Source organism: Sphingobacterium sp. xlx-96 (assembly GCF_011007365.1).
In the GTDB taxonomy this organism is placed as follows: domain Bacteria; phylum Bacteroidota; class Bacteroidia; order Sphingobacteriales; family Sphingobacteriaceae; genus Sphingobacterium; species Sphingobacterium luzhongxinii.
Map to the genome: position 1 here is coordinate 39535 of NZ_WFKM01000011.1, position 19398 is coordinate 58932.

General features: G+C 41.9%; 18 protein-coding genes. 10 read left to right on the top strand and 8 right to left on the bottom strand.

The features are described 5' to 3' along the window. Nucleotide 1: 1 nt before the first annotated feature. From G7B20_RS14305 to G7B20_RS14320, 4 genes are all read right to left on the bottom strand, one after another. Nucleotides 2–352 (bottom strand): Rho termination factor N-terminal domain-containing protein, encoded by a 351-nt coding sequence (locus tag G7B20_RS14305; protein WP_240466015.1) that lies wholly within the window; start codon nucleotides 350–352, stop codon nucleotides 2–4. Between the two features lie 132 nt (nucleotides 353–484). Continuing rightward, a complete protein-coding gene (locus tag G7B20_RS14310; RefSeq protein ID WP_164112102.1) occupies nucleotides 485–2290 on the bottom strand; it encodes a glycoside hydrolase family 15 protein in 1806 nt (601 codons plus the stop codon). Nucleotides 2291–2299: 9 nt separating this feature from the next. Beyond that, entirely contained in the window at nucleotides 2300–4513 is a 2214-nt protein-coding gene (locus tag G7B20_RS14315; protein WP_164112103.1) for a bifunctional alpha,alpha-trehalose-phosphate synthase (UDP-forming)/trehalose-phosphatase, read from the bottom strand. 59 nt (nucleotides 4514–4572) lie between these two features. Next, nucleotides 4573–5691, bottom strand: a complete 1119-nt coding sequence (locus G7B20_RS14320) for a hypothetical protein (RefSeq protein ID WP_164112104.1) — start codon at nucleotides 5689–5691, stop codon at nucleotides 4573–4575. A 213-nt stretch (nucleotides 5692–5904) separates the two neighbouring features. Here G7B20_RS14320 and G7B20_RS14325 point away from each other — a divergent pair, with 213 nt between their 5' ends. Further along, a complete protein-coding gene (locus tag G7B20_RS14325) occupies nucleotides 5905–6792 on the top strand; it encodes an SDR family oxidoreductase (RefSeq protein ID WP_164112105.1) in 888 nt (295 codons plus the stop codon). 62 nt (nucleotides 6793–6854) lie between these two features. Here G7B20_RS14325 and G7B20_RS14330 read toward each other — a convergent pair whose 3' ends face one another. Beyond that, complete coding sequence (locus G7B20_RS14330) at nucleotides 6855–7352, bottom strand: RNA polymerase sigma factor (protein ID WP_164112106.1); 498 nt, start codon at nucleotides 7350–7352, stop codon at nucleotides 6855–6857. Nucleotides 7353–7772: 420 nt separating this feature from the next. Between G7B20_RS14330 and G7B20_RS14335 the strand changes: the two genes are divergently transcribed. Both G7B20_RS14335 and G7B20_RS14340 read left to right on the top strand, forming a co-directional pair. Continuing rightward, nucleotides 7773–8837 carry a hypothetical protein gene (locus tag G7B20_RS14335; RefSeq protein ID WP_164112107.1) on the top strand — a complete coding sequence of 355 codons (1065 nt, stop codon included), beginning with the start codon at nucleotides 7773–7775 and terminating at the stop codon, nucleotides 8835–8837. A gap of 9 nt (nucleotides 8838–8846) precedes the next feature. After that, nucleotides 8847–9509 (top strand): response regulator transcription factor, encoded by a 663-nt coding sequence (locus G7B20_RS14340; RefSeq protein WP_164112108.1) that lies wholly within the window; start codon nucleotides 8847–8849, stop codon nucleotides 9507–9509. 42 nt (nucleotides 9510–9551) lie between these two features. Here G7B20_RS14340 and G7B20_RS14345 read toward each other — a convergent pair whose 3' ends face one another. After that, nucleotides 9552–10019 (bottom strand): PA2169 family four-helix-bundle protein, encoded by a 468-nt coding sequence (locus G7B20_RS14345; protein ID WP_164112109.1) that lies wholly within the window; start codon nucleotides 10017–10019, stop codon nucleotides 9552–9554. A 208-nt stretch (nucleotides 10020–10227) separates the two neighbouring features. Here G7B20_RS14345 and G7B20_RS14350 point away from each other — a divergent pair, with 208 nt between their 5' ends. The 7 genes from G7B20_RS14350 (at nucleotide 10228) to G7B20_RS14380 (ending at nucleotide 17812) form a co-directional block, all read left to right on the top strand. Next, nucleotides 10228–10395 (top strand): hypothetical protein, encoded by a 168-nt coding sequence (locus G7B20_RS14350; protein WP_164112110.1) that lies wholly within the window; start codon nucleotides 10228–10230, stop codon nucleotides 10393–10395. 12 nt (nucleotides 10396–10407) lie between these two features. Further along, entirely contained in the window at nucleotides 10408–11613 is a 1206-nt protein-coding gene (locus G7B20_RS14355) for an NAD(P)/FAD-dependent oxidoreductase (protein WP_164112111.1), read from the top strand. 141 nt (nucleotides 11614–11754) lie between these two features. Continuing rightward, nucleotides 11755–12903 carry a porin gene (locus tag G7B20_RS14360; protein WP_164112112.1) on the top strand — a complete coding sequence of 383 codons (1149 nt, stop codon included), beginning with the start codon at nucleotides 11755–11757 and terminating at the stop codon, nucleotides 12901–12903. Between the two features lie 53 nt (nucleotides 12904–12956). Continuing rightward, the gene (locus tag G7B20_RS14365; protein ID WP_164112113.1) at nucleotides 12957–14387 is read left to right on the top strand and encodes an anion permease; all 1431 of its coding nucleotides are present in this window, start codon (nucleotides 12957–12959) and stop codon (nucleotides 14385–14387) included. A gap of 12 nt (nucleotides 14388–14399) precedes the next feature. Then, nucleotides 14400–15056 carry a succinate dehydrogenase cytochrome b subunit gene (locus G7B20_RS14370; RefSeq protein WP_164112114.1) on the top strand — a complete coding sequence of 219 codons (657 nt, stop codon included), beginning with the start codon at nucleotides 14400–14402 and terminating at the stop codon, nucleotides 15054–15056. Between the two features lie 17 nt (nucleotides 15057–15073). Next, nucleotides 15074–16990 carry a fumarate reductase/succinate dehydrogenase flavoprotein subunit gene (locus G7B20_RS14375; RefSeq protein ID WP_164112115.1) on the top strand — a complete coding sequence of 639 codons (1917 nt, stop codon included), beginning with the start codon at nucleotides 15074–15076 and terminating at the stop codon, nucleotides 16988–16990. Nucleotides 16991–17065: 75 nt separating this feature from the next. After that, a complete protein-coding gene (locus tag G7B20_RS14380; protein ID WP_164112116.1) occupies nucleotides 17066–17812 on the top strand; it encodes a succinate dehydrogenase/fumarate reductase iron-sulfur subunit in 747 nt (248 codons plus the stop codon). A 302-nt stretch (nucleotides 17813–18114) separates the two neighbouring features. Here G7B20_RS14380 and G7B20_RS14385 read toward each other — a convergent pair whose 3' ends face one another. Both G7B20_RS14385 and G7B20_RS14390 read right to left on the bottom strand, forming a co-directional pair. After that, complete coding sequence (locus tag G7B20_RS14385) at nucleotides 18115–18504, bottom strand: hypothetical protein (RefSeq protein ID WP_164112117.1); 390 nt, start codon at nucleotides 18502–18504, stop codon at nucleotides 18115–18117. A gap of 462 nt (nucleotides 18505–18966) precedes the next feature. Then, a complete protein-coding gene (locus tag G7B20_RS14390) occupies nucleotides 18967–19245 on the bottom strand; it encodes a DUF4342 domain-containing protein (protein WP_164112118.1) in 279 nt (92 codons plus the stop codon). Nucleotides 19246–19398 lie beyond the last annotated feature (153 nt).

Sequence of the window (19398 nt, forward strand, 5' to 3'; positions counted from 1 at the left end):
ATTAGTGGTTGCGAATAGCGTTAATCAATTCGCTTTTGGTCATATCATGCCGGCCTGTTATTCCGATTTTTTTCGCTTCGTCCAACAGTTGCACTTTTGTACGTTCGTCCATAGGACTGCTTTTTCCGCCCTTTTTACTGGCATTGGGCGAATTGGCTATACGGGCCGCTTTTTCCTTGCTAGCTCCATCTCGACGTAATGCCTCATACTTGGCGTCGTCTTTTATCTGTTTTCCATGATCCTTTGCCATACTTTTCGATTTTGTTTTTGAATCGTGACTATCCACATTGATCATCGCAATAATCAAGCTTCTCATTTGGCCTGCTGTAATTTTCAAATCTTGTATATTCATGATAGTATGTTGAGTTGTTTGGGTATACTACTTCAAAAAACAGACCGAAAATGCGGTGTAGACTACCTATTTGCTACCGGAATCTACGGATTTGCAACAGGTATTTACCCCAGTTGATCCGTACAAAACGTATTATTCGTATAGGCTGTCAAAGAATGTCGGATTATCTAATTTGATGGCGATGCGGTAGGCTGCATTGACAAGACCAACATGACTATAAGCCTGTGGGAAATTGCCCCACTGGCTCCCGTCCTGGTCGTCTACATCTTCGCTGAACAGCATGAGGTGATTGCCAAAGGAGAGGAGCTGCTTAAAGACTTCTTGAGCCTCCTCCAATCGACCTACACAAGCCAATGCCTCTACATACCAAAAGGCACATACCAAAAATGTAGATTTGGGACGACCAAAATCGTCCTTATGCAGGTAGCGGTAAAATAGACCATGCTCTCCCTTCAGTACTTTTTCCAGTTGGAGCAGGTGGTCTTTCGCTTTGGGCGAGTTAGGGTCTAAGTACCCCATCATGATCAACTGTAGGGTAGAGGCATCCAGATCTGTGTTGTCCTGTGCATTGGTATATACCTTCCGTTGATCATCGTAGCAGCTCTCTATATGCTCGATGGCACGCTCACGTATACTATTGGCTTGAATAGATATATCCTCGAGGCCGTACTGGCGGGCTATTTTTAACGCCGCAGTAGCACCGGCCCATTGAAATAGATTGGAATAACAATGCCTTTTTTCCATGTTACGGAACTCCCAGATACCGGCATCTTTTTCATCGATGGTAAGTTCCATTTTCTGGAGGACGAAGCGCGTCCACTGGGCAGCAAAGCCCGTGTTTTGATGGCGAAAACGGTAATCGGTAAAAAGTGGAAGTAAAGCGATCATAGCCTGTCCATAGACATCGTTCTGTATATGTTCGGAGGCTTGATTGCCGATACGGATCGGCTTATTGCCCATATAGCCGTTAAGAAAGTCTAGCGTTTTTTCCTCTAAGTTGGATTGACCCAGGATGCCGTACAAGGGTTGCAATCGTCCTGCATCCGACTGGGTGATATTGGCAATGTAAGAAGCGTATTTTTCCATTTCTTCGAAATGACCGATATGACTTAACGCAGTCAGTACGTAATAACTGTCGCGCACCCAGCAGAAGCGGTAGTCCCAATTGCGCCCTGCACCGGGATGTTCGGGAAGGCTGGTGGTACTGGCTGCAATGATAGCTCCGGTGTCTTCATACTGATGTAGCTTTAAAGCCAGAGCCGATCGTATCACTTCCTTTTGATAAAAGGACGGAATGGATGCATTCTTTACCCAGCGGTGCCAGTACTGACGTGTACGGCTCAAAAACTCTTCGGCCGTGCGTTCTATAGGTGCTTCAAAAGGATTGCCAAACGTGAGGATAAGATACACCGGTTTGTTGATCAAATAGGCCACATCGTCGAAGAAATGGCTGGTCGGCATATTTGTAACCAGACGCATCTTGACATCGCCACATTCAAACTGGATGTGATTGCTACCTCTGTTTTTCTGAAATGACGATTTTCCGTAATGATATTTGGGATCGCAGACTACACGTACCTTGGGATGCCCGGAGATAGGCTCTATCTTGCGGATCAGCATGAGTGGTTTGTAATAGCGCTCGTACTGCTCGAACCGTGGTGCATAGTCGGTAATCCGATAACTTCCCTCGGCGCTCTCGATGGTGGTACAGAGTATATTGGTATTTTCTACATAGTATTGACTGGAATGGATAATGCCGCTGGGTGGTGTGATGCTAAATCGCCCTCCCTGGTGTTCGTCCAGCAACGTACCGAACACAAAGGAATCTTCGAAAGAAGGCCAGCAAAGCCAATTGATATTGCTGTCTTTGCCCACATGGGCGATATAGGCACAGTTTCCAATTATTCCACTATTATAAAGATGTTTTTGTCTTGTCATTGGTGTCATTTATTGGTTATTTAATACTTCTGTCGGCTGTGGCGTCAATTGCTGCAATAGCTTGATCACTTCTTCCTGGTTTTCGACGTAGTAACGCGCTAAGGTCTGTTTATTACCTACTTTGACGGTCACTGCCGAATCGGGCAGTTCGTAAAACATATCCTCGTCGGTAGAATCGTCGCCAATAGCAAAGATGAAATCGGGCCTATAATGAGCTACTACTTCTAAAGCGGATTTTCCTTTGTTCAAACTATTTATTTTGACTTCAATTACCTTGTCTCCCATGAGCAGCTGCAGGTCATATTGCGGTAGAAGGTGTCGGAGCGCATCCGCAAGTTCCTGGGCACGCATCATACCCAATCCGGTGTGTACCTTACGGTAATGCCATGCCAAAGAGTAGTTTTTTTCCTCAATAGTAGAGCCCGGGGTCCGGTCTGTAAATTTGGCCATGATACGTCTTACCGGAGTCTTCCAAGTGGTAGGCATACTGGGTTTGTCACGCCATAGACCATCCGGTACATTACTCCACGCCCCGTGTTCAGCGATCAGGTAGTAACTGGTATCTCCAAACCATTTCTTGAGATCGGTATGCGGCCGACCGCTAATTATGGTGATCTGGTTGGCCTCATCGCTCTGAAGGCTTGCTAGTAACTCCATCACCTGCGCCGTGGGCTTAGCAGCACTGGCATCGTTCTTAAATCCGACCAGCGTACCATCATAGTCTAGAAAAAATAGACGCCGTTGGGCTTGTTGAAACTTATCGGTCAACTTCTGGAGTGTAGCCCCCTGCATCTTGCGGCTAGCCGATGCTTCTTGTTCGCTTTTCACTTCGTGCAATCTGGCGAAAAACAATTTTACCCAATGCGAAATGTTGAATTTTTTGACCATAGATACATTGCTTCGCATACGTTGCTGCCGCTCCAACTTGGGCATGTAAATAGCAAGGTGCATCGCTTGCATAATGTCCTCTATGGCATTAGGGTTGATCTGTATGGTCTCGGGCAGTTCTTTGGCGGCACCCGCAAATTCACTTAAAATAAGTACACCGTTGTAATCCTGTGCTTTGCTGGCAATGTATTCTTTACACACCAGATTCATGCCGTCCCGAAGAGAGGTCACCAAGCAGATGTCTGCCGCCACATAGAGTGCCGAGAGATCTTCGACAGGCAATGAATTGTAGAAGTAGGTAATAGGCGTCCAGTCGTCCGAACCATACACCGCGTTGATGTGCCCGACCATGCGGTCTATCTCGTCCCGAAGGAGTTTATACTGTGTTACATTGTCCCGGGAAGGAACGACGAGCATATATAAGACGACCTTATTGCGCAGCTCGGGGTATTGCTGTAGCAGACTTTCGTAGGCAGATAAGCGCTCTAAAATACCTTTACTATAATCTAAACGGTCGATAGATAATATTAATTTACGCTTTTGGTATTGCTCTTTAAGCACCTCAGCTTTGGCCAAAACAACCTCGGAGCGGGACAATGCTTCAAATTTATCGAAATCTATACCCATCGGGAACACTTCGACGTGTACACGGCGATCGCGACAGCGGACACTATTGTTTTTGGGCGAAAGGCCTAAGATATTCAAGCAGGAGTTGAGAAAGTGCTGGGCATCATGATAGGTATGGAAGGCTATTAGATCTGCACCTAACAGACCTTTTAAAAGTTCATTGCGCCAAGGGATACAACGAAAGATCTCATCTGCCGGAAAGGGGATGTGCTGGAAATAACCTATCGTCAAATCACTCCGTTGCTGCCGGAGTAACTGTGGCAGGAGCATGAGCTGATAATCGTGTACCCACAATTCGTCCTTGGAAGTAATATTTTGCTTTAATACGATATTACAGAAGTGCTGATTTACTTTCTGATACGCTAACCAATAGGATTTGTCAAAGACGGCATAGGATAAACGGTAGTGACAGATAGGCCATAGTATCTCATTGGAAAAGCCCTCGTAGTATCCTTCGAGATCTTCCGCAGTAAGAAAAACGGGAATAAGATTCATTTTGGCAAGCTCCATGCGAATCAATTGTTCTTCGTTTTCATTTTCAGGGATGTAGCCTGGCCAGCCCACCCATACATTACTACCAGTCTTGTAGTAAGACCCTAAGCCGGTAGCTAAGCCGCCTTCGCTCGGGATAAAGTGTAATTCATCGGCACGTTTTTCAATACGTACAGGTAATCGATTGGAAATAATTATAGTTCTTTTTTTTTGCATAAAAGGTAAGGTAATAGGTCGTTGACCTATATGAGTGTAAGAATAGCTATGATCAGGTATTAGTAGCGTGCTACACTAGCAGCTCCTTCTGTCAATAGGAATTCTCCAGGATGTATAATGTGTGTCTTAGCGCTGGTTTTATGAGCCAATATGGCTAACCGGTTTAAGATGTCTATATTACTTTGTGGATCAGGTTTGACGGCGCGTTCATCCAAGAATATATCACCGTATATTTTTCTGCTCTTGCCCAATAGTAGGTGCTCCACCCGAGCGTCCATTACCTGCTTAGCCACTTGTCTTAGCTGATCTGTTGCTAGATTCTCAGCTTTGGCCCTTTTGAACAGTTGAATAATATGCGCTGATTCGTGAGATTGTTGATCTTCTATAATCCGTCTTACGGATTGAAGCAATTCGGAATTTGAAGCAGTAGTGGCGGATAGTTCGATATGTTCCTGTTGCAACTTCGGATTTTTGGATATCTTTTTGAAAAGATGTAGATTTTCCGAGATCGTAGCCAGATATAAGGGGAGATCGTAGGGTTTACTGTAATATTCGTATACAGCAGTATCTACCATTCTGAAAAAACGCTCGTTATCGATTTCTTTTTCATCGGTTATCTCCATATACCCATGTAAGGTGGCCGAACCTCCGGCAGCGGCGTGCAGGTGATTGTCTGTAAGGTCATAGCCCAGCGCTTCTTGCATCGTACGTGGAATCTCTGGAGCGAGTACAATCTCCTCTAGGCCATAATAATCGCCTTGATACATCCGGACCGAATTTTTGCCTAACGCCAGCACATGGTAAGGCGTAAGTTTTGGAATAAGATCTATCAAAGGCACTATGTAAAAAACCTCATCGACCTGATAAAAAGCATCGCTACACGCAGGTAGATAAACAATCTCGAAAAGACCGCTTGAAGATAGGAAAAAGCCGATACAGCCTTCGTGTCCTTTGAAGAGCTCGGTATCCTCCGTTTTCTTTTCTACAGTGGCCAAGAGTGAAGATACTTCAGCATTTTCGCTGTTTACGGATTTTATCTCTTTGATTAGATTTTTAAGCTTAAGAATATTGCTATTAACATCGGCTACTTCTCTGCCTACAGGAATGTATATCGTAAGGCAGCTGGAGGCTTCTTCATCGATAAGTTGTTGAAATAAGGAAGTGTCTAATGTTTTCATGAGCATAAATTTTAGATGTTTAATATGTTGTGTTATTATAAAAACGTCATAAAGAATGCTAAAGTTTACCGTGTAGGCCAATTAACCTCGAAAGAGGTATTTACTACGGGCAGCTACTGGGGGTAAATACCCATACGTATATTTGGGTGTAACTATTTGGGGCGTGTTTTGTTCATAGATAACTTTTTTGGAATAGATTAAACACATTTAATTATGAACACAGAACAGAATAACCCGATCGATAAATTTGCTAAACCTCCTTTTGAAAGGCAGCCTCAGCCTGTACCTGGTATCACTTCAAAGATGCACCCCAGGCCTGATCATGGGGAAGAGCAATATCAGGGCAAGGATTTATTGGCCGATAGGACGGTAATTATTACAGGTGGTGACTCGGGTATAGGAAAGGCCGTCGCTATAGCTATGGCTCGGGAGGGAGCAGACATTGTGATATCCTATAAGGATGAAATAGAGGATGAAGATGCAAACGACACAAAAAAATGGGTGGAACAAGCGGGAAGATCCTGTACCTTGATACGTGGAGACATCCGATCGGAAGAGCATTGTAATACTATTATTAATTCCTGTGTGGATCGCTTTGGTAAAATCGATGTGTTGATAAACAACGCAGCCTATCAAATGACCTATAAAACGGTGGAAGAGATTACCGCCGCAGAGTGGAATAAAACTTTTGAAACGAATATGAGTGCTATGTTTTATCTGGTCAAAGCCGCTAAAAAACATATGCGCCCTGGAAGTTGCATTATAAACACAACTTCTGTAAATGCTTATGATCCCAACCCCAGCTTATTGCCCTATGCGGCTACAAAAGGAGCTATCCAAAATTTTACAGCGAGTTTGGCACAACTATTTTTAGAAGATGGCTCAGGGATACGTGTCAATGCAGTGGCTCCCGGCCCGGTCTGGACGCCGTTGATACCCAGTACGATCCCGGATCACGAAAAGTTTGGAGACAATACACCTATAGGCAGACCTGGGCAACCGGTAGAAATAGCGCCGGTATATGTGTTTTTGGCTTCGGAGGCAGCTTCCTATGTTTCGGGCGCTACGGTACCTGTAACAGGGGGAAGGGTCACTATATAATATAAGAGTGCCTCTCTTCAACCTGGAGAGAGGCACTCTTAATATTCAACAGAAAGCGTTTATTAAGCGGTGTAACCTTTTAAATCTTCTTTGAGCATTTTGCGTGCAATATGTATCCTTGTCTTCACGGTACCCTCGGGAACCTGTAGATAATCAGCTATCTCATTGTATTTGTAGCCTTCCACAAACATCGTAAATGCCTTGTAATTGGACTCCGGTAATTTGGAGAGTGCACCTTGGATATCTTCCATCACGAATTTTGACTCCCCTCTATTAAATGACTTGCTTTCAAAGTGAGGAACGCTTTGAAGATCGGATTCTATAGCTCTAAATTTGACTTGTCTACGGTATTTATTAATATAGATATTTTTCATTATCGTATATAGCCAAGCTACCAATTTAGGATTGTGAATGAATTTCTCTAATGAATTCAGCGAACGGATAAATGTTTCCTGAACAAGTTCTTCTTTTTCGTATGGATCGCTGGTAAACTTCTGAGCGATGCTATTAAGGATAGGACTGTTCTCTAAAATTGTTAAGTTTAATTCTGCTGTTCTCATATCGATATCTTTTAAGTTGTACTTGTTGTCTTGTTTATTGGATTACATCAAATATGGTGCAGAATTATGGTCTTTAATTGGACCGGTGGTAGGGTACTGAGGCTATCGGGTAGAAATACCTGTAGACTTTTTAAAGAACCTCAATTTGTTATAAGTTGCTGTTTATTAACTCCTTGTTTGTTTTTATGATTTTAAGGAGCCTATGTTTAGTGCGCTATATTTTTACAGGTGAGCGGCATATAAAAACCGTATTTGTACACAGCAGTTTAGGTGGAAATAATTTCGAGCACGTATAAACCGCAAAAAAAAAGTGTATAATGGGTATTAAACAGGAGAGAATGGGTTTGATTTTTGCTTCAAAACGGTGATACCTCAACATTTTTATCATTTTATTACGAATCGTGTAATTTTAATAATTGGATGGCAATAAATAAAAAGCAAGAAGAACAGGAACTTTTCGAACGGTCGAAATTAATGCTCAATCATTCGCCGAATGAGGTTTTTGTCATAAAAGAGGTATTTCCACACGGCGCTTGGGGAAGGATGCTGCTGAATAATGCGTACGAGATTATTGAAGCAGATAGACAGCTAGCAGACAGGGTAGGACATGCAGATGGGCATGACATGACTGGCTTTTCCCTTTTTAAGTTTTTTAGTACTAAGGAGAAAGTACGGCTAAGCCATTTTTTTAAGAATTCCAGTCCAGACTATCTTTCCGTGCTATCTTACATGCAACTTTCTAAAGGTGGGAAGGGAAAGGGCTGGGTAAGCCTGTACTCTAAAAAAGTAAATATAAGTAAGGAAGAGGTCGGGTATAGTGTGGTTCTTTTGGATGAGGTAGATAGTTTTGCGACGCTCACCACGGACAACTTTGATACGCTGTATCGTTCCTTTTTTGACATGTACGAAGCAGAGTTAGCGCAGATCGGCTTGACTCTACGAGACGATATCGCGCAAGAGCTCTATGCATTGCGGGTAAGCATGCAGAATTTTATACTCACGCACGGTTATGAAAGTGAAATAACGGTTTTAAAAAAGCGGCTAAACGATACCATACGTAAGATCACTGAACTTTCGAACGATCTATTGCCCAATGTATTTGTAAATATGGGATTTTTACCCGCTATGGAAGATATGGTATTTGCTGTAAAGCGATTAGGATATGACCTTCGTTATAAGATCGATCCCCGTATTAAAGATAAGTCTCCGGAGTTTCAGTTTTGCTGCTATCGGGTAGTGCAGTCTTTATTGCAGAGTTGGAAAGAAAATGTATTGCCCTATGAAGCTTCGCTTACAATCGCTGTAAAGGGAAATAAAATAAATATTAATTTGAGTGAATCCAGAAGCGCATTGAATAGTAGTGTCCATCACTATCCGGAAGCCCTGTTACATAATGTCCGTAACCGTATTGCACTATACGATGGTGCTATGGAGGTAAATCGAGTTTTAGAAAACAGTCAGTTAAAAATAACCATGTATAATTAACGTCATTATATGATTAAGATAATTTTAGTAGAGGACCACCTGGTGGTACGTAATGGAATTAAGTTATTATTAGACACACAAGAGAATGTACAAGTGATCGCCGAAGCCAATAACGGCCAAGAAGCGATTGCTTATTTGGAGCAGAATGTTATTCCGGATATTATTATTACGGATATCAATATGCCGGGAATGGATGGTATTCAGCTTATTGAAAAATTGGTCGAACAGTATCCAAACGTGAAAGTTATCGTATTATCCATGTTGAACAATACGCAGAACGTATCGCAGGCGTTTGAAAAGGGTGCAAAGGGTTATTTGGTCAAGAATGTAAGTTATGATGAACTCTTATTTGCTATTAACCATATTTCTAATGGCGGGCGTTACCTTTGTGAAGAGCTGGCTATGCTTTTACTCGAACGGGTGATGGCACAGGAGTCTGGTTTTGCGAGTTATGAAAAAGATACCTCCACGACTGATGTGGAATTGAGCGAAAGAGAACTAGAGGTATTGCAACTGATTAGTGAAGGATACACAAACGTAGAAATAGCGGACAAGCTATTTTTAAGTAAACGAACGGTTGAAGGGCATCGGCAGAATCTCATTGAAAAAGCAGGGGTTAAAAATTCCGCTTCATTAATAAAATATGCAGTTATAAATAGGCTCGTAGATTGAAAGAGGAATGCCATCACATCGAGATGGCATTCCTCTTTCAATCTACGAATTCATATTGTCGCGCAAATCTCGAATATGGTCATGGGCTTGTAATTGTAGGTTGGCTTGACTCTGAATGATGGATAGCATATTTAACGGAGCTAGCTGCGATTGTTCAATAACGTCACGATAAACTTTCTTAAATTCATCTTCGCCACGCTCACAGCTTTCTAATATTGCTTTTGCTGTATAAGGGGCTATTGCGGATTTTATTTCCATCCAAGTCCTGAATAATTTACCGCTGGTTTTAGTTTCATCTGTTGGTTTATCGCCTTCCCGAAATACAAGAGGAATTAAGTCATTTTTAAATTGGATCGATTGATCTCTGTATTTTTCGAATGTAGCTTGCAAACCGTAGTTGCCGTCCGTAGGAAGTAATGAAATGGCTTTTTCATAGCCTTCAATACGATCGTTGTTGATCTCTATCAACTGATTTAGCAAACCTGCTGTTTCTTGATGTACGTTTTTCATGTCTTTATATTTTTTACTCTAGAGGACAGTCGTATGGAAATATAGTTGGGAAGATATTCAAAATAGGGTATAAACACTAGGGTGTAAACAAGAAAAACCGCAATAAGTATGTTGCAGTTACTAGATAAAAAAAGAAGGGACTAAATGCAAACTAAAATAGCTTAAAGCTGTTCAACAAGTAATATCACAACTAAAAAATGTTTTAGTCATGGAAAAAAACGTTATACCAGAGCACGAGAATGGAATACCGGAAGTAGTCAAAAATGAACCCGATGACAAGCCAGCGGGGCAGGGGATCATCTGGGCGATTGTAATTGCTGTAGTCGTGTTGGCCATTATCTATTTTGTGTTTTTTAAAAAAGATCCTAGGGTTTAAGCTTCTTACTGTATGGATTTAAAATCTTCGGAACCTTTCTGGCTAGTAAAGAACGGTTTGATGTATTCTTACCCCTCGCTAAGAGAAGATATTGAATGCGATGTGCTTATCGTGGGTGGGGGGATTACGGGTGCATTGATAGCTCACCAATGTATTTCCGACGGATACAATACGGTGTTAATTGACAAGCGCGAGATCGGCAACGGAAGTTCGTCGGCGACTACCTCAATGCTTCAATACGAGATCGATGTGCCTTTGCATCGGCTCAGCGAGATGATTGGTAGAGAAAAAGCCGAAGCGAGTTATAAAGCCTGCTCGTCTGCCATCGATAGATTAGGCGAAATTGCTGTTGAGATTAAATCAAAAGCGGGCTTTGTTAAGAAGGAATCACTCTACCTAGCGACAAGGAAAAAGGATGTTGTTCGATTAAGAAAAGAGCTGGATGCAAGAGCCGAAGCAGGCTTTGAGGTTTCGTGGTTAGATATGGAAGCAATAACGCAGCGCTTCGGTTTAAAAATGGGGTATGGTGGTATTCTTTCTGCCCAGGGAGCTAGTGTTGACGCATTTTGCCTCCTGCATGAACTGTTGGTTTACAATCAAAATCGTGGGTTACGTATATTCGATAAGACCCAACTTTTAGCGGTGTCTTCTGGTAAAAAGCAAAGTAGATGTAAATTAAATACAGGTGCTATGATTAGGACGGAAAAAGTGGTGTACTGTACCGGTTATGAAAGTCAAGGCTTGATTAAAGAAAAATTTGTTGATTTATTAAGCACCTATGCTATAGTATCTGAAATAGATGAGGCTGCCTGTAAGAAGGTGAAAGATCTATTGATATGGACTACGGATGAGCCCTATCTCTATATGCGCTGTACAGATGATGGCCGAATGTTGATTGGTGGCGGGGATGAGGAGTTTCAAGACCCGGTTCGACGGGACGCGTTGTTGAATAAAAAAGCCGATCGGCTACATAGGAGCTTCGGCCAATTGTTCCCTGAGCGTACATTTTACACAGATTTTTCCTGGACCGGAACATTTGGAGAGACCAAGGATGGGTTGCCCTATATTGGGACACATAAGGATTTTAAAGACACTTACTTCGTATTGGGTTTTGGGGGGAATGGGATCACGTTTTCAATTGTCGGCATGGAAATGTTATCTCTCTGGTTGAAGAATAGAATCCACCCTTTAGAACGGCTTTTTGCCTTCGGAAGGTAAAAATCGTATAACTTATCGTTTAAAACCATTGCATTTTGCGATGGTTTTTTCGTTAATGTTTTAATTCAAAACAAATGGGCACTACAATTTGTATAGACTATAGCCAACTGATATTAGACAAATGTAATCGTGTATTACCTTATGAAAAGAACATACATTTACCTTGCTTTTCTGTTTGTGGTTTTCTGCGCTATGCCTGGTTTAAACTATAGTCAGGTGCCAGATAGCACTTGGGGAAAAACGTCCGAAAAATACCCTTCATTTAAGTTTAAAGGCTTATTCCAAGCGAGATATGTTGTCAGTGCAAATGATGATGTTGATGTTTCTGGTCTGCACCATGAGGATCATTCCGGAACAAGCAATTCATTTTTACTCAAATATATGCGTGCACAGGTACAAGCTAAAATAAGTAAGCGAACTGAAGTCATCGCACTTGTTAATCTGGCAGACTTTAAAAATGATCCTAAGGCTCGTGTATTGGAAAATGCTTATTTGAAATATACATTTAGTCCTCAAATTGCTGTTACAGTGGGGCAGTTCAGACCCTGGTTTGGAATTGAGGAAACATATCCCGTAGATATCATAAAGTCCTTGGATTGGTCTAATCAGTACTTCGAATTCGGCAAGCTGGGGTGGACTAGCTTCCAGATTGGTGCATCAATTGGAGGGACGTTTCATCTCGGAAAGTTACCCTTTCAGTACGCGATATCTGCAGTCAATGGGAACGGTAAAAATCAAGTTTCCGACAATGATAACGGCAAACAGTATATGACTAGGATGGTATTTGGGTTATCCAAGAAGTACGCATTGAATATTGGGCTCAACGGTGGTGTAGGAGAGGTGGCTAGAAAGAATGTATACGCTTGGGGAGCAGATATCGTGGCCAACGTAGCCTTGGCGCCAAAGTGGTCTCTTGATTTGCAACTGGAGGGCAAACAAGCGTCCAATCATGCAATGTATACAGCTTTACCTGATGGAGAGAGGCCTATGAGCATTAATGAATTTTTAGTGCGTGGCGTTTATTTCCTACCTAACCTTCGTTATGAAATCAAGCATAAGAATCTATCGTCTATCGAAGCTTCGTGCCGTTATGAATACCTGGACCGAAATTTTAGCCAAAATTCGAACCCGAGACAGACCATCACACCGATGTTGGGATTGGAGTTCTTAAAAGATTATGGTGCACGCATACAGATAGGGATGCAAATGGATCGATATAAGACACAGCTATCAAATACAACGACCTATAACGGCAACTTATTTATTGTACAGGTACAGAGTAGACTTTAATTGAAAATCAAAGGGATACGCCAGCTGGCGGATTGTGAAATAATCATACGCATATGAAAGAAATTAGTATTAAAAAGATAGGTATTACTTTTTTAATTGCTTTAGCACTATGGTTTATACCCACGCCAGACGGTGTGAGTCCTGAGGCGTGGCACTTATTTGCCATATTCGCGGCTACTATCCTCGGTATTATATTAAAAGCCGCACCGATGGGAACGATGTGTATGATGGCGATTGGCTTTACGGCGTTGACACAGGTTCTTGCTCCTGGCGATGCCAGTGGCTCTATCGTCAAGTCGTTGAGTGGCTTTGGTGATAAGGTGATTTGGCTGATTGGTATTTCTTTTTTTATCGCTAGGGGTTTTATTAAAACGGGACTAGGTAACCGCATCGCTTTTCTTTTTATCAAGATTTTTGGTAAGAGCTCTTTGGGGCTAGCCTATGGGCTGGGATTGGCAGATATGTGTCTGGCCCCAGCTATCCCCAGCAATACGGCTCGTGGAGGAGGTATCATCTATCCGATCATGAAATCCATGGCTATGAGTTTTGGCTCTGTACCGGAGGATCCGACTACCCACAGGAAGTTAGGTTCTTTTTTGACGCTCAATAGCTATTACATGAACCTCATTACCTCATCTATGTTTTTAACCGGGACTGCGAGCAATCCGATGTGTCAGAAATTTGCTGCGAATCTGGGCGTTGATATTTCCTGGATGTCATGGGCAATCGCTGGATTTATCCCTGGGCTAGCAGCTTTTTTTATTGTTCCGCTGGTACTTTATAAACTCTATCCACCAGAGTTAAAAAAAACGGGTGGCGCAGCAAAAATGGCGACAGAGAAGCTGAATGAAATGGGACCTATTAAAGTTAACGAATGGTTGATGTTGTTAGCATTTTTTATTTTATTGGCTTTGTGGATTTTTGGAGCGTCATTATCTATTGATGCGACAACTACGGCGTTTATCGGCCTGACGTTACTACTTTTGACCTCTGTATTGACATGGGAAGATGTGAAAGCAGAGAAAGGGGCCTGGGATACGATAGTGTGGTTTGCGGTACTGGTAATGATGGCGAGCTCGCTCAATGAGTTAGGATTTATTGCATGGTTCAGTGATATCGTTAAAGTACAGATAGGTGGCTTGAATTGGATGGTAGCATTTCCGGTGATTATTCTGGTTTATTTTTTCAGCCATTACATATTTGCGAGTGCGACCGCACACGTAGCCGCTATGTATGCTGCCTTGCTGGGTGTGGGTATTTCTCTAGGAATCCCGCCGATGCTATTGGCTATGATGCTTGGTTTTATGGGCTCTATCTACGGTGTCTTGACACACTACGGGCATGGACCTGCTCCTGTGTATTTTGGTAGTGGTTACGTAGAGCTCAAGGCTTGGTGGTTAAGAGGATTAGAGATAGGTATTCTACTTTTGATTATCTACATGGTTGTGGGTGGGTTATGGATGAAAGTAATTGGTTATTATTAAAATTATACTGCGATGTTGACAACACTATCTCGTAAAATGCTGCTGTGCCTGACTGGACTATTTTTAGCTTTCTTTTTAACAATACACCTGTTGGGTAATTTACAGTTATTTATGCCCGAAGAGGAGGCACGCCTTCAGTTCAACTGGTATTCTAATTTTTTGTCGGGTAATGCATTGATAAAAATTGTTTCCTATGTCTTATATCTGAGTATTATCCTGCATGTTGCCGATGCTTTGATCGTGACGATGAAGAACAATAAATCATCAAAACGATATCAAAAAGATGAGAGAGGTCGAGCAAGCAAGTGGTATAGCCGTAATATGGGGATACTCGGTTCGATTGTATTAATTTTTCTCGTTATTCACTTCAAAAATTTCTGGTATGTATATAAGTTTGGGGAACTACCCTTAGATAGCAATGGTCATCGGGATCTTTACCTGTTGGTAGTGACTACCTTTCAGGAGTGGTGGTATGTGGTTATCTATGTGCTGTCGATGATTGCACTTTGCTATCATCTTATTCACGGCTTACATAGCGCTTTTAGAACACTGGGATTGTTTCATCCAAAATACATGCGATGGCTCAAGATAGCGGGGGAGATCTATGCCGTTTTAATTTGTGTGGGTTTTGCGATGATGCCCATTTATATATATATCACTAAGAGTTAAACTTAAGATCAAAGCTTATGAACTTAGATGCAAAAATTCCCGAGGGGGCATTGGAACATAAATGGGATAATTTTAAGAAGAAGGCAAAGCTGGTCAATCCAGCGAATCGCAAGAAATTAGATGTGATTGTCGTGGGAACCGGCTTGGCAGGAAGTTCGATAGCTGCTTCATTGGCTGAGATGGGTTACCAGGTCAAAGCTTTCTGCTTTCAGGATAGCCCAAGGCGGGCACATTCTGTGGCCGCGCAAGGAGGCGTAAATGCTGCTAAAAACTATAAAAATGATGGTGACAGCGTATATCGGATGTTTGTCGATACTTTAAAGGGGGGAGACTTTAGAGCGCGGGAAGCTAATGTATATCGTATGGCCGAGTGTTCGCTAAATTTGATTGATCAAGCGGTAGCCCAGGGAGTACCCTTTGGTAGGGAATATGGTGGTTATTTGAATAATAGATCTTTCGGAGGTGTGCAGGTGAGCCGTACGTTTTATGCCCGGGGACAGACGGGGCAGCAGTTGTTGTTAGGGGCGTATCAAGCATTAATGCGGCAAGTTGGAAAGGGAGCTGTGAAGCTCTATTCACGGCATGAAATGTTGGATCTGGTTCTAATTGATGGAAAGGCTAGGGGTATTATTGTACGAAATCTGGATACAGGTGAGCTGGAAAGGCACGCGGCTCATACCGTGGTACTGGCTACCGGAGGGTATGGAAAGATATATTATCTATCTACACTGGCTATGGGCTGTAATGGTTCGGCTATCTGGCGTGCCCACAAAAAGGGCGCGCTCATGGCGAGCCCCAGTTGGATACAGATACATCCTACATCGCTGCCCCAATCGGGCGATTATCAATCGAAATTGACGTTGATGTCCGAATCGTTACGTAACGATGGCCGGATTTGGGTTCCTACGAAAGAGGATGAAACCAGGAGCCCGAATGATATTCCCGAGGAAGAAAGAGATTACTATTTGGAAAGAAGATATCCCGCATTCGGAAATCTTGCCCCTCGCGATATTTCTTCGCGGGCAGCAAAGGAACGTATTGACGCTGGATTTGGGATCGGACCCTTGAAAAATGCCGTGTACCTGGACTTTGCAAAGGCTATTCGCGAACAGGGACGAGAGAAGATCGAGGAGAAGTATGGTAATCTATTTGACATGTACCTTAAAATAACAGGCTTTGACGCTTATGAAGAGCCTATGATGATTTCTCCATCTGCCCATTTCTCGATGGGTGGATTGTGGGTTGACTATGAGTTGATGACCACTATACCGGGGCTTTTTGCTCTTGGTGAGGCTAATTTTGCTGATCATGGCGCTAACAGGTTGGGGGCCAATTCGTTACTTCAGGCTTCGGTGGATGGCTATTTTATTGCGCCTTATACCATAGCTAATTATCTTTCGGGAGATATACATACTGGGAAGATTGACGTATATCATCCAGAATTTGAAAGGATTCAATCCGACGTAGAGCGTAATCTTAAGCGTCTTGTAGCTATTAATGGCAATAAAACGGTTGATTATTATCATAAAACGTTGGGAAAGATCCTGTATGATTATTGCGGTTTAGCGCGTAATGCAGAGGGCTTGAACTGGGCAATCACGGAAATTCGCAAGTTGCGCGAGGACTTTTATAGAAATGTAAAAGTGTCTGGAACGGCAGAAACAATGAACAGTGAATTGGAAAAAGCCGGTCGTGTAGCCGATTATCTGGAAATAGGAGAATTGATGTGTTTTGATGCATTGACCCGGAATGAATCATGTGGCGCCCATTTTCGCGAAGAATATCAGACGCCCGAGGGGGAAGCTATGCGTAATGATCAGGAATTTCAATTTATATCGGCATGGGAATGGACTGGAGCGGATAGAGACCCCGTACTGCACAAGGAGGAACTTAGTTTTGAAGTGGTAAAACCTATAGTCCGTAGTTACAAATAGGAGAAGGATAGTTTATAGAACCTTACGATTGATCGGAGATAAGTTTCTAATGGTTGTTTAAAAAAATAGATACATATGATATTAAATCTTAAAGTTTGGCGACAAAAGGATCGGGAATCTACAGGACGATTGGTGGATTATGTTTTGAAAAATTTAAATCCGCACATGTCATTTTTAGAAATGCTGGATACACTTAATGAAGAGCTGGTTTTGAGAGGGGAAGACCCGGTTGAATTTGATCACGATTGTAGAGAGGGAATATGTGGACAGTGTGGAGTGATGATCAATGGTATCGCGCACGGTCCATTGAAGAATACAACAACTTGCCAATTACATCTCCGCTCATTTAAAGAGAATGACACTATCGTTATAGAACCTTTCAGATCAGCCGCCTTTCCTGTAAAAAGAGACTTAAGGGTGGATCGAACTTCGTTTGATCGCATTATTTCAAGTGGAGGGTTTGTTTCTATAAATACAGGACAAGCGCCCGATGCGCACGCGCTACCGGTAACGCATCAAGTCACCGAGGAAGCTTTTGATGCAGCAGCTTGCATCGGTTGCGGAGCCTGCGTGGCAACTTGTAAGAACGGAAGTGCCGCATTGTTTACCTCCGCTAAAATAAACCATTTGGCTCTGTTGCCGCAAGGTAAGGAAGAGCGACAGGAGCGTGTCCTTCGGATGGTCAAACAGATGGATAGAGAAGAGTTTGGACATTGTTCGAATACCGAAGCTTGTGAAGTTGAATGCCCACAGGGGGTATCGGTGTTAAATATAGCGCGGATGAATTACGAATACAATCGGGCATTGTTGAGACGAAAGTAAAAACAACCTATTAACATACGAAAAAGACGAAAGCGGAGAATCGCCCTCGTCTTTATTTTGTAGTGTCCCAACGCTATGAATACCACAAATTGTATTAAACAGTATAATTTTAAAAATCTAAATCAATCCAAATTATTCTAGATGTAGTTGTTAAAATAAAGGTTTTCAAACGGGGAGAATGAAAACCTTTAATAACCAATTATAAACCTAAATTATGATGTCACAAATATAGTGTATTAATAACACTAAGTGAAATTTAATTCACTTTTTTTATTGGTTGTAGTATACGCTGTTTAGCTAATTTATCGTTTGCAATCTGCAGTCCAAGCTTTACCGTCTTTGGTATATATAATATCCAGATCCGAAGCGGTAACTGTTATCGTTCCAATCCCATTGTCACTGAAAAGAATTGTGTTGTTGTCTCCTTTTTCCATTATGATGTTTCCCAACGTAGGTATTCCATTGGAAAAGTTGAAAGCGTACTTGTCACCGATTTTTGTGACGGTTACTGAACCGTTGGTACGCGCCACATCAGTGTCACTATCATTGGTGCTGTTAAATGAAACAGTACCTTCATATTTTCCTACAAAAAGATCGTTGTCTGCAGGATCATCATCTTTGCTGCAGGCAGAGAATGTGAACAATGTGATTGTGACAAAGAATAAGCTCAAGATTTTAAAAGTTGTTTTCATACAAATAAATTTTAGTTTTATAAAAATATGTCATTGAAATATGACAATAGCGATGCCAATCGTCAGCTTCGATACTTTGTTAACAAAAATTAACGAGATTTTATTGTAATTCGATATCGTATAGTTTATCTGAATTCATCTTACCGCAAAGTGGGACTCTTGGACTTAGTGGTATAAGTGGAGGAATAGTAGAAATGGAACTTCGCGATTAATGACTGTTTTTGGGGCGTACGGCTGGGAAGACGAGACACCTATAATATCAGGAAGAAAAGGCCTAAAATCTAGTAGGAAGGCACCTCTATTGACGAGTATAAAACTGTTGCGGATCTTTATTAAAGTCACGCTGATCACATAATCACTGCGGTATAATAAACGGATAGGAAGCTGGATTGTAAAAGGAGCTTACCTTTAAAATTAGTTGCAGCCCACATCTCCATTTATAGATACATGGGCTACACAGTTTTATTTTATTTCGATCATTTTATTTGGATCTTTTGTCTCTTTAATCTCACGCTCAACAGTGATTTTAATAATCGAAAGTAAAACCAAAGCCACTGCAAGAATAGCAATAAAAGGAAAAATAATTGCGATAACCAATGCGAAAATCAAAGGGATATTTATCCATTGCTTTCCAGACTTGGAGGATACGCTGATCTTGGAATCCTGTATTGTGGTGAATACTTTTTGAAAACCGCTTGTGATGTTTTCGTTATTGAAGTCGAATGTTGTTTTAGTTGCCATGTTATTTGTTGTTTTACTTGTTTGTATAGTCCAAAGGTAGTATGGCTGGCCGGATTGGTATAGCATAAATAGGTTAGTTTGGGCGGATGCTCGGTGAAAGTATAAAATGAGTCGGTAAAGAGGCATCGGATTATTGCGTAAAAATTAGTAACT